The sequence below is a fragment of the Streptomyces sp. NBC_00193 genome, assembly GCF_026342735.1.
Lineage (GTDB): Bacteria > Actinomycetota > Actinomycetes > Streptomycetales > Streptomycetaceae > Streptomyces > Streptomyces stoeckheimensis.
The window spans coordinates 2,497,174-2,508,065 of the sequence record NZ_JAPEMM010000001.1 but is presented as its reverse complement, the minus strand read 5'-3'; the positions used below and the strand labels follow the sequence as shown (position 1 = coordinate 2,508,065).

Annotated in this window: 8 protein-coding genes; 5 read left to right on the top strand and 3 right to left on the bottom strand. The window is 67.4% G+C overall.

Going from position 1 to position 10,892, the window contains the following annotated elements:
- Positions 1-19: 19 nt before the first annotated feature.
- The 3 genes from OG898_RS10895 to OG898_RS10885 all read right to left on the bottom strand — a co-directional run bounded on the left by OG898_RS10895 (position 20) and on the right by OG898_RS10885 (position 5,916).
- Positions 20-2,392: a non-reducing end alpha-L-arabinofuranosidase family hydrolase gene (locus tag OG898_RS10895; RefSeq protein WP_266956462.1), complete on the bottom strand. Its 2,373-nt coding sequence runs from the start codon at positions 2,390-2,392 to the stop codon at positions 20-22.
- A gap of 382 nt (positions 2,393-2,774) precedes the next feature.
- Positions 2,775-4,340: a sigma-70 family RNA polymerase sigma factor gene (locus OG898_RS10890; RefSeq protein ID WP_266956460.1), complete on the bottom strand. Its 1,566-nt coding sequence runs from the start codon at positions 4,338-4,340 to the stop codon at positions 2,775-2,777.
- Positions 4,341-4,686: 346 nt separating this feature from the next.
- Positions 4,687-5,916, bottom strand: coding sequence for an IS30 family transposase (locus OG898_RS10885; protein ID WP_266956458.1), 1,230 nt, complete (start codon positions 5,914-5,916; stop codon positions 4,687-4,689).
- A 390-nt stretch (positions 5,917-6,306) separates the two neighbouring features.
- Between OG898_RS10885 and OG898_RS10880 the strand changes: the two genes are divergently transcribed.
- The 5 genes from OG898_RS10880 to OG898_RS10860 all read left to right on the top strand — a co-directional run bounded on the left by OG898_RS10880 (position 6,307) and on the right by OG898_RS10860 (position 10,175).
- Positions 6,307-7,047 carry a helix-turn-helix domain-containing protein gene (locus OG898_RS10880; RefSeq protein WP_266956456.1) on the top strand — a complete coding sequence of 247 codons (741 nt, stop codon included), beginning with the start codon at positions 6,307-6,309 and terminating at the stop codon, positions 7,045-7,047.
- Positions 7,048-7,049: 2 nt separating this feature from the next.
- Complete coding sequence (locus OG898_RS10875; protein WP_266956454.1) at positions 7,050-7,271, top strand: hypothetical protein; 222 nt, start codon at positions 7,050-7,052, stop codon at positions 7,269-7,271.
- 12 nt (positions 7,272-7,283) lie between these two features.
- Complete coding sequence (locus tag OG898_RS10870) at positions 7,284-7,817, top strand: hypothetical protein (protein ID WP_266956452.1); 534 nt, start codon at positions 7,284-7,286, stop codon at positions 7,815-7,817.
- 497 nt (positions 7,818-8,314) lie between these two features.
- Positions 8,315-8,989 (top strand): DUF998 domain-containing protein, encoded by a 675-nt coding sequence (locus tag OG898_RS10865; RefSeq protein ID WP_266956450.1) that lies wholly within the window; start codon positions 8,315-8,317, stop codon positions 8,987-8,989.
- A 526-nt stretch (positions 8,990-9,515) separates the two neighbouring features.
- A complete protein-coding gene (locus OG898_RS10860) occupies positions 9,516-10,175 on the top strand; it encodes a hypothetical protein (protein WP_266956448.1) in 660 nt (219 codons plus the stop codon).
- The last annotated feature ends 717 nt before the right edge of the window (positions 10,176-10,892 follow it).

Below are 10,892 nucleotides of genomic sequence, written 5' to 3'. Positions count from 1 at the left end.
ATGACCGTGGATCGGGCAGTCAGCGCTGCAGGGTGAGGACACCCGGCCGGTACGGCAGTCGGTCATAGGGGCCGCCCGCGGTGGGGGACTTGCCCTGGTAGAGGAGCTGCAGGTTGCAGGGGTCGATCGTCATGGTCTGGTCGGGATTGTTTCGAACCAGGTCACCGTGGCTGATGTCGTTGGTCCAGGTGGCACCGCTGTTCGCCTTGCCCGCGAAGGGGTTGCTCTCGCTGCCGGCCTGCGGGGTCCACGAACCGCTCAGGCCGGAGGCCGTGAACGAGCGGAAGTAGCGCCCGTTCGCACCCTTCGCCTCGACGATCATGAGGTACTGCTGTCGGCCCTGGACCTTGTAGACCTGGGGGGCCTCGAACAGCTTGGCCTCCGTATCGCTCATGACCGTCGTGTACGACGAGCCGAAGTTGCCCGGGAAGTTCCCGATCGGCATGCTCGCCCGGTAGATCTTGCCGTTGTCACCGGCGAAGAACAGGTACATGTTCTGGTCGTCGGCGATCAGGGTCTGGTCGATCGGGCCGGTGGGGGAGTCGGTGCGGGGGATGCTGCCGGTGAACAGCGGCTGCGGAGCGGACCAGCCGTCGGGGTTGGTGGGGTCGCTCGACGTGCGGTAGATGAAGGGCCACTGGCCCCACTGGTACGCGAGGACCCAGATCTTCTTGGGCGCGAAGTAGAACAGCGTGGGCGCGACCGCGGGCTGGTTCATCGCCTTCTGTCCGGCGGACGCCATGTCCGACCAGTTGGTGAAGGGGCTGAACGTCATCGAGCCGTACTTCGATCCGTTGAAGTTCGACCCGTAGACCAGGTGCTTGCCGTTGTGCACCACGTTGGTGAAGTCCTTCAGCGAGGCCCACCCGTTCGCAGGCTGCGCCAGGGCACCCGTCGAATTCCACTTGTACGTCGACGGAAGCGCGCACGTGCCGCCGCCCGATCCGGACGGGGCGGTCCACTTCTGGTTGCCGACGCCCCCACAGGCGTGCAGCTGGATCTTGGTGCCGTTGGCGGTGGCCGCGCCGACGGCGTCGAGGCACAGCCCGGACTGGACGCCGGTGATCGTGCCGTTGGTGTTGATGTTCCACTGCTGGTTGGTGCCGCCGTTGCAGTCCCAGATGACCACCGCGGTGCCGTTGGTGGTGCCCTTGCTCTTGGCGTCCAGGCACTTGTCGCCGTGGATCTTCAGCTGCTTGCCGGCGGTGTGGGTCCAGCGCTGGTTGGCCTGGCCGCTACAGTCCCACAGCTGCGCTTGGGTGCCGTTGGCGGTGGTGGAGGCGGGGATGTCGATACAGCGGCCGGAGGCCACGCCCTTGATCTCCCCCGTGCTGGTACCAGTACCGTCGGACGGCTTGCTCGGGGTGGTACCCGGGCCGGAGTTGAGGGCACTCATGACGGCGGCGTACGCGGGCTTGGGCTTGCCGTTGTTGTCGAACAGGAGTGGGCTTTCGCCGCTGCGCCAGGAGTCGCTGTCACGAACGCCCCACACCGTGATGCCGGTGCAACGGGCCACGGACAGACAGGCTTTGACGGCGTCGGCGTAGTGGGTGGGCGATGCCTGGGCGATGTCCAGCTCGGTGATCTGGACATCGACGCCCAGGGCGGCGAAGTTGGCCAGGGTGGTCTTGAAGCTCGCCGGCGGGCCGCCCGCTCCGAAGTGGCTCTGGAGCCCGACGCAGTCGATGGGAACGCCGCGGGACTTGAAGTCCTTGACCAATCTGTAGACGCCCTGGGTCTTGGCGTCCGACCAGTTCTCGATGTTGTAGTCGTTGTAACAGAGCTTGGCCGAGGAATCGGCCGCACGGGCGGTGCGGAACGCCTCCTCGATGAAGCCGTTGCCCAGGACCTTCTGGAACACCGAGCTACGGAGCTGGCCGCCGGGGCCGTCGGCGAATGCCTCGTTGACCACGTCCCACGCGTAGATCTTGCCCTTGAAGTGGGTCATCGTGGTGGTGATGTGGCCGTTCATCACGCTGCGCAGCGTGTTCGCGTCGCCGATCGAGCCGACCCAGGCCGGGAGCTGCGAGTGCCAGACCGTGGTGTGGCCGCGCACCCGCTGGCCGTTCGCCTTCGCACGGTCGACGATCCGGTCGGCGGCGCCGAAGTTGAAGTTGCCGCGGGACGGCTCGACGGCGTCCCACTTCATCTCGTTCTCCGGGGTGATCACGTTGAACTCCCGGTCGGCGATCGCGGTGTACGCCGAGTCGCCGAGCCTGCCGGCGGCCACAGCGGTGCCGAAGTACCTGCCCGAGGGGGCCGCCTGCGTACCCAGGTTCGCGGCTCCGGCGGAGCTGGGGAGGAGCGTCACGACACCGGCCACCACCGTCGCGGCCGACAGTCCTATTGCCACTGTTCGGCGACGCCGGCTGAGCCGGTGCAGGCCCTTCATGATTCTCCTCGGGGGTCGCGGGTCACCCTGGGTGCCGTGATCGTGGGGGCGTGTCGAGTCATGGGAGGGGCTTTCTTCCGGGGATACGTCAAAGGGGGATGTCGGGGAACCCGCCACGCCTGCCCGTCTTGGTGAGCGGCGGGGAAAGCACCCCATGCAATGGAGGCTTCCGCACTCGCGGTCTCGTAACGGAAAAGTCGCGCCGTCCGGACGATTGCTCAGTGATGCATCTCGCGGGCAGAAAGCGTTATGCCAAGCCCCGCGGTCTGGTCGTCGCTGTGGAAAGGGCGCGCCGCCCTGATGACCAGTGAAGGATTTCGGAATGGCGGCAGCCGTCGACGAATACGGACCGAAGCCGGATCACATGCTCAGGGAGCGGTTCTCAGGCCCAGGACCTGCGCAGGATGAAGGAAGCCTGGTCGGCGAAGGCCCGAGTGCCGTCGGACCCATCGAGCCAGACGCCACCGTCGCGGTGGCGGATGACCGATCCCGGATAGTTGTGCGCGTGAAGGGTCACCGACCCGGCGACCGCCCCCGGGCGCGGGCAGAAGGTGGCGTCTTCACGGAACAGCTCGCTGCCGTCGTCGCTGCTCAGCCGCAGCCGCAGGTCACGATGGCGCAGATACCGGCCGTCGGCGGCGCGGAAGGTGACGCACCGTGTGTCGGCCAGCCCGCCGATGACCGTGAAGGTGACCCGCTGCCGTGTCTGTGTGCTGCTGGACGCGGAGACTCGGCCGAGCGTCGCGAAGTCGCCGGCGTACGTGAGGTACAGGGCGGGCTGGGCCACGGACTCCAGCGACTGTGCGCCCAGCGGAACAGTGCCTGCGGAGGAGGACGGACTCACCGGGGACGGTTCGGCCGACGTGGTGGTGCGCGACGGGATCGGCGGGGGAGTGCCGACCGTGGGGTTGCCGACTGTGGGCGCGGCGATGACGCCGGGCTGCCGATGCGCCGGTTCGGGCCAGGTCGCGTAGGTGGCGGTCCCGGCGATGAGCACCGCGCCGGTGGCGAGGCTCAGCAGCTGGTGAGTGGTCACCGCGTGGAGCTTGCCGATCAGCGCGCTGTGGAGACCGCCTCCCGCCGTCGCCGTGCCGACGGCGGCGTGTGCCGTGGCCAACCCGGCGGCGCTCGCGGCCGTACCCGACAGCAGGCCCTTGGCGGCCAGCGCGGCGACGAGCCCGGCAGGGACGGCCAGCGGCGCGAGGCTGAGGAGCAGCAGTTCGGCCGGAACCCGTTCTGTCCCCGTCGCCATGCAGACCGGGCAGCCGCGGGTGTGCCGCGCGATCCGCTTGCGCCACACCGATGCGGGGAGACCGTCCCAGCCGGCGACGGTCTCGTTCAGCTGCGGACAGCGCGGGTCGGCCTCCAGCGCGGCGACGATCGCCCGGCTCAGTTCCAACTGCTCGCGCATGCGTTGCAGGCGTACTCCGACGTGGGCGACGGTGAGTCCCGTCGCGGCGGCGATGTCGTCACGGCTCAGCGAGCCGGCGCGTTCTTGCCACCACAGCGACAGCAGCGCCCCCTGGTCCTCGTCGAGCCACCGGCCGGCTTCGACGGCCTGCCGGCGCTCGTCCGACAGATGCAGACGCAGGATCGTGACGTCCTCGGGTTCGGCCCCGGCGTCCGGTATCTGGTGTGCCTCGTCGATGCCCGTGGTCCGGTCGGCGAAGGTGCGTTGCCGGTGCCAGTAAGTATTGATCTGGCGGAGCGTGATCGACACCAGCCAGGACCGGAAGCTCTCCGGGGCACGCAGGGCAGGCAGGTCGCGCACCACGCGCAGCAGGGTCTCCTGGACGACGTCGTCGGCGTCGGCGTGTCCGCTCAGCGCTCGCCCGACGATGTTGTAGACCAACGGCAGGTACGCGGCGATCAGCTCCTCGCGCGCCCGATCGTCACCGGCCTGCGCCGCGACGACCAGCCCCGCGTGGTCCGCATCCATGAGCCCCATTCCCACCTCCCTCAGGGAGCGGTCTTCCCTCAGGGAAGCGATCCGCCGAGTACGGCGTCTCACCTTAGCGTCGGCAAGGTATGCGGCCAAAGCCTGTGCCGTGGGCCAACGGACCGGCCCGTGCCGACTTTGGAGGGCCCGGTACCGCGCGTGAGGACGGGAGTGAGGTGGTCACCGCTCGGCGGTCCACGGTGACGCCGAGCGCATTCTGGTCGAGGGCGCGTGGGTGTGCTTCGACCTCGTCCCGTCACCGAGGTCTGCGCCGAGGACGTCGAAGCTGGCGCTCTGGACAACGACGAAGCCCCAGGTCTCTGGCGAATTCCAGGGGTCGTTGCAACACAAGTGGTCAACTGGCTGTGGCCAGGAGCTTAGCGAGGCGCTCGGCCGGGGTTTCCCAGCCGAGCGTTTTGCGTGGGCGGCCGTTGAGTTCGGCGGCAACGGTGTCCAGATGGTTGCGGGGGTGGACCGCGAGGTCGGTGCCTTTGGGGAAGTACTGGCGCAGCAGGCCATTCGTGTTCTCGTTCGACCCGCGCTGCCAGGGACTGGCCGGGTCACAGAAGTAGACCGGGACGTCGGTGGCTAGGGTGAACGCCTTGTGCGAGGCCATCTCCGAGCCCTGGTCCCAGGTTAGGGATCGTTTCAGGTGCGGCGGAAGCGACGATATGGCCTCGACCAGCGCGTTCTTCGTGCTGCCCGCAGTGTGGTCGTGGGGCAGTGGGGCGAGCATCACGTAGCGGGTGCTGCGCTCGACGAGCGTGGCGATCGCGGACTTGCCGTCCTTGCCGATGATCAGATCGCCCTCCCAATGGCCGGGAACGGCCCGGTCAGCGACCTCGGCCGGACGCTCACTGATCATCACCATGCCCGTGATCGCACGGGGCTGGCGCTTGTGGGACTGCCGGTGCGGCCGGCGCATGGCCCGCCCGGTCCGCAGGGCCCGGGTGAGTTCCCGACGGAGTTCTCCGCGGCCCTGGACGTAGAGGGCCTGGTAGATCGTCTCGTGGACCACGTGCATCTCCGGCTGGTCGGGGAAGACGGCCCGTAGAGCGTGACAGATCTGTTCTGGGCTCCAGCGCAGTTCAAGGCGCTGCTGGATGAACTCGCGCAGGTCGGGGTTCTGGCCGAGCTTGCCGGGCTTCGGACGAGGCCTGCGCTGTTCGGCCCGACGGTGGGCGGCATGTGGCCGGTAGACCCACTGGCCGTTTGACCACAAGGCGCTGTTGCGGCGTATCTCGCGGCTCACTGTCGAGGGGCTGCGGCCCAGCTCGGCGGCTATCTGCCGGATCGACGCCTTCTCCCGTAGCCGGTCGGCGATGTGGATGCGGTCCGTCTCCCGGAGATACCGCGACGGGCCGGGAGCCGAAGCCTCCACGGTGATCGGAGGCTTCGGCTTCCCCCACGGCGGCGAGTGCCAGCCGTTGCGCCAGCGCTTGCCGGTCCGCACGTTGATCCCGACGATCCGGCACGCTTCCGTGTTGCTGTGTCCCTGGCGCATGAGCTGGAGATATACCTCCCGCTCACGCATCAGAGGGCCACCGCCCCCAGGCCCCCGGTTCTCTCTGATCTTGAAGTCCATCGCACCCCTTGAACTGGGGTGTTGCGACGACCACTAGAACTCAAGTCTGACCTGGGGCTTCGTTCAAGAGCGGATGACGGGAATCGAACCCGCGCTATAAGCTTGGGAATCTATGGTGCGCAGGCCGCCCATATGGCATCTGACCTGCGGAAACAGTCTGCCGAAAGAGCTGTCTCGAGGGTTCGCCCGTACCCGTATTGACCGCTGTTCGCCGCTCCGAAGGGCACGGATGGGGCACGCGTCCGTTGGTCTGGGTCGTGCGGCACGTCCCTGCCTCGATAGTTGCGTCTTGCCTCCTGGTTTCGTGAGGCTTGACGCAAGGCAATCTGGGTAGGAGACTGCTTGCGTGTTCCCTCCTGATTTCGTGAGGGGAGGCGCAAGGAGATGGTCATGGAACTGCTGTCGGTGAAAGAGGCTGCGGCCCTGCTCGGGGTGGATGATTCCCGGGTCCGTCAGTTGCTGCATGACGGGAAGCTCCAAGGGCAGCGAGTCGGTGGTCGTTGGCTGGTTGCCGGGGACAGTGTCCGGGATCGCAAGGACCGGGGCCCTCGTTCGCGGAGACCGCTGTCGGCCCGCAATGCATGGGGCGTTCTGGCGGTGCTGGACGGCCATCAGCCGGTGAGTCTGTCCGATGCCGAGAAGTCCCGGGTGAGGATGCGGTTGCGGAATCTCCTTGCCCACGGGCAGCTGGCTCCGGCTCTGCTCCAGGAGCTTCTTGCCGCCCGCGCCGAGGTTCGCTCGTACCGCGTTCATTCAGGCGTACTGCCGGTCCTGCTCGCTGCTCAGGATGTGGTGAGGGGGGGAGTGAGCGCCGCGTCGCAGGCGGGGGCGGACTACATCGCTCTCGGTCGTGCGGAGATCTACGTACATCCCGACAGGGTCGACAAGCTGGAAGCCGAGTTCGGCATGGTCCGTGATGAAGAGCGGGGCAATGTCGCGGTCCGAATTCCCCCGGCGGAGATGTGGTCGTTCCTGGCCTCAAGGTCTGAAGCGCCTGGGCAGGGCCGCCACGCCCCCGCGTCAGTGGTGGCGGCCGACTTGCTGGACCGCCACGAGGGCCGGGCCGACGCTGCCGCAGCCGGGTTGCTTGAGCCTCTGCTGACTCGCTACGCACAGCCTCGGAGGGTGTGATCATGGCGGCTGAATTGCCCGACGTGCGACTGGAGTCGGACCTGTTCACCGGGCCGCTGGTGGAGTTGCGGGGCGTGCTGTTCGACCTTTCGGAGCAGGTGCCGGATGCCTGGTCGCTGATCGGTGGGCAGATGGTGCTCCTGCACGGTCTGGAGCACGGTCGGACCCCGCCGGCGGCGAGCGCCGACCTGGATGTCCTGGCTGACGTGCAGTCGGACCAGTAGAGCTTGCGCCGTTTGGTTGCGGCGCTGGAACGGCTCGGATTCTCCCCCGCCGGCATGTCGCCGCAGGGCAACCTGCTGCACCGCTATCAGCGCGGTGTGGAGCCGCAGCGGTTGGTGGTGGATCTGTTGGCGCCCGACAACCTCGGCCCCCGTGCAGACCTCACAACGACGCCGCCCGGCCGCACGCTGGAGGTGCCGGGCGGCCGGCAGGCTGCGCAGAGAACCGAGTCCGTGAGTGTGCAACTGGGGCTGCGGACCGGCCGGATCCGTCGCCCCAGCCTGTTGGGGGCGATCGTGGCGAAGGCTGCAGCGGTGAGCATCAAGACCACTTCACCGGAGCGGCACTACCGCGATCTGGCGTTCTTGCTCTCGTTGCCCGCCAATCCGCTGCAACTCAGAGATCAGCTCGACAAGGGCGACCGCAAGAAGCTCGCGTTCGCGAAAGCTCTGCACGATCCGCAGCATGCCGCGTGGCGTCAACTACCCGACGAGGGCGGGAAGGCTGACGGCCGGGCCATGTACGCATTCTTGTCTCCGCCTGCGTGACGTGAGGCCGGCCGAGCGCGCGTGACCTTGTTGCCGTCGAGGTGGTGCGTAAGTGGTGCGGGACTCCCGAACCCGAATAGGTCTAGACGACGAAGAAGGCCCAGGTCGCTGACCTGGGCCTTCTTGTAAGAGCGGATGACGGGAATCGAACCCGCGCTATAAGCTTGGGAATCACTGAGACCCATGCGCCGATATGCCGTCTGACCTGCAAGTGTTGATCCTCGAGCGGCTCGCTGGGCGGGCTTTCCCGCGCCGGGATTGACCGCTCTTCACCACTGCCAAGGGCGCGGATGGGGCACGCGCCCGTCGGCTTGGCTGCGTGGAGCGTTCCGGCCTGGAACGCCATGGGATGGGTGTGCATCTGCGCTGGGCCGCCAACCGCGCTTTGCGTAAGCAAGCCGGGCGGGTGCGTGTGGCTCAGGTCACACGCGCAGACCCGATCACTTCGTCTTCCGCCACCGGTCAAACGTGCGACATCCCAACAAGGAAGGCACGTCATGGCCCATACGCTCAGCGCCTCCACCAAGGCCGTCCGCTCCATTGCTGTGTCGCGTCCGGTGACGCGGCGCCTGCTGACCGGCGGCCTCGTGGCGGGCCCGCTGTTCCTCGGTACGGGCATCGTCCAGGGACTCACGCGCGACGGCTTCGGCTTCACCCGCAATGCGATCAGCCAGCTCGCACTTGGCGATCTGGGGTGGATCCAGGTGGCGAACTTCCTGCTCACGGGCGCCCTGGTCATCGCCGGAGCAATCGGGATGCGCCGGGTGCTGCGCGGCGTCCCCGGTGGGATCTGGGCCCCGCGCCTGGTCGGCGTGTTCGGGGCCTCGTTCCTGGCCGCCGCAGTGTTCCCCGCAGACGCAGGGGCCGGGTTCCCCATCGGCGCCCCCGAGGCCACCTCGCTCAGCGCGCACGGTGCTGTCCACATGATCAGCGGCATGGTGGGCTACCTGGCGCTGTGCGCCGCATTCCCCGTACTGGCACGGTGCCTCGGTTCCCTGGGGCATCGCGGCTGGGCCGTGGCCGCTCGCCTCGTTCCCGTGGGCGTCCTCGCCGGCTTCGCGGGTTCCTCCGTCTCCGTTCTCGCCTTCACCGTGGGAGCCGGGCTCGGCCTTGCAGGGATGACAGCGGTGATGGTCAGGCTGGTCACCGAGGCGCCGGCGGCAAACCGCTAGTTCGCACGCGTGGCCAACCGGCCCCTGCGGTCGGACGATGGGGGCGAAGGCCGCGGCGTACCGCTCGGAGAGCATCCGCTGGACGGCGTCGGATGGTGGGGCTGCCGACTCGTCGGCCGCTTCGCGGCGGGCGGCCAGCGTGGCACGCGCACGCTGCAGTGCGCTGTTGACCGAGGCGACGGTGGATCCGTGCAAGATCGGGTGGGATCGTCGCGTTGTGGGGGCTTTCTCGAGCAAGGTCGTGTCCAGCAGGCGTGGTGATGATGTGCCAGTTCGACCAGGGAGCCGATCTCGGGTTTGCCGGACCTGCGAGGGAGGGGACTGACGGGCGCGGGTGGGGGCCCGATTCTCGTGATTCAACGGTCTGGACCGTGGGGAGGGGACTCGCATGGACTCCTCATCGCCTCAGCCGAGTAGATGGCTGGCGGCTGCGCGACACATCCGGAACAGTTTCGACCTGTATGCGACCCTCGCGGCATCCGCCGTACTGGTTGTGCTCGGACTGGCGGGTACAGCCTCCCCGTCCGTGATCGCTTCCGCCACGCTGGCTGTGCTGGCACTGCTGTGCGTCGCCCTGCTCAGGAATCGGACTCAGGTTGACGCGGTGCGGGAGGTGCTTGCGGGGGTGGCCGGCTCCCAGCCCATGGCGGGCCGCTTCTTTTCCAACACCGATAATCCCGAGGAAATCAAGGAGCTCGTCCTCAGATCGCGCGAGGTGTGGCTTCACGGTGCGACGATCCAGCTCCATTTATCTTCTCTCACCCGAATTCTGAGGACCGAAGTGCCAGCGGGCCTCAGAGTCAAGATCCTCGTCATCGAGCCGTGGGGGACTGCGATGGACATCGCGGCTCACCAGTCCGGTGCCATGACTGCGGAGGAGCTGAGCCGGACCCTGGAAGCGAACCTCCAGCGCCTCCTGCTGCCGATCCCCGGAGACGTCAGGGGAAGCCTTGAGGTGCGGACCGTTAACTATGTGCCGCCGTACACGATCTTCGCGTATGACCCTGCCGAGGCTCATGGGCAGCTAGAGATGCGCCTGGCGCAGTTTCATGGTGATCTCTGGAAGCGACCCACCTTCCGACTCCTCCGGTCTCGCGACGCTCACTGGTACAACTTCTTCCGCCACCACTTCGAGGAGCTGTGGGAGTCGGGAAGTCCGCGCGGATCCTTGTCCCAGACCCCGTAGGGCCGTCAGGTGCCGCACCCATTTTGCTCGTTTCATCCTGAAGTCGCTGGTGAGGGGGCTGGCATGAGGCTGGGTGGGGTGCTCGTGCCGGTCGAGGGGCGTGATCGCCAGCAGGTGATCGTTTGCCAGCGGTAGACCTCGGCGTTCGTCAGCACGGGTAGAGCACGCAGGAGCTTGGTGGCGAGCGTTCATGCGGACCTTGGCGATCGAGGTCGCCTGCGTCGACTGACCGGCAGGAGCCATGGGCCAAGTGCCTCTTTCGGACCGCGAATTCGCACAGATGGCGCGACCTATAGCGCAGGTCACAGAGAATCCGTCTCGCGATTCGAGACGACGCCGCCTCTGTGCGGTGCATGTGGTGCGCAAAAGGGCCTCCAGCCAGGACATTCGCCCGGGTTGGGGCGCGCGGAGGGCACGGCGAGCGCTGAGAGGTCTAAGCAACGACGAAGGCCCAAGTCTGTGACCTGGGCCTTCGTTCAAGAGCGGATGACGGGAATCGAACCCGCGCTATAAGCTTGGGAATCTATGGCGCGTAAGGCATTCGTATGGCCTCTGACATGCGCGAATAGTCCGCCAGACGGCTTTCCGTGAGGGGCTGCCCGCACCCGTATTGACCGCTGTTCGCCGCTCGGAAGGGCACGGATAGGGCACGAGCCGGCTGCACGGGGAACCGCAGTGTTCTGGTCCTGCTCGCCGAGTGGATGTCCAGGCGGCAGC

Bases quoted from the DNA above. Each gene is read 5' to 3' on its own strand.
- OG898_RS10890 (WP_266956460.1), bottom strand. From the start codon at position 4,340: ATGGGGCTCATGGATGCGGACCACGCGGGGCTGGTCGTCGCGGCGCAG.
- OG898_RS10885 (WP_266956458.1), bottom strand. From the start codon at position 5,916: ATGGACTTCAAGATCAGAGAGAACCGGGGGCCTGGGGGCGGTGGCCCT.
- OG898_RS10875 (WP_266956454.1), top strand. From the start codon at position 7,050: ATGGCGGCTGAATTGCCCGACGTGCGACTGGAGTCGGACCTGTTCACC.
- OG898_RS10865 (WP_266956450.1), top strand. From the start codon at position 8,315: ATGGCCCATACGCTCAGCGCCTCCACCAAGGCCGTCCGCTCCATTGCT.
- OG898_RS10880 (WP_266956456.1), top strand. From the start codon at position 6,307: ATGGAACTGCTGTCGGTGAAAGAGGCTGCGGCCCTGCTCGGGGTGGAT.
- OG898_RS10895 (WP_266956462.1), bottom strand. From the start codon at position 2,392: ATGAAGGGCCTGCACCGGCTCAGCCGGCGTCGCCGAACAGTGGCAATA.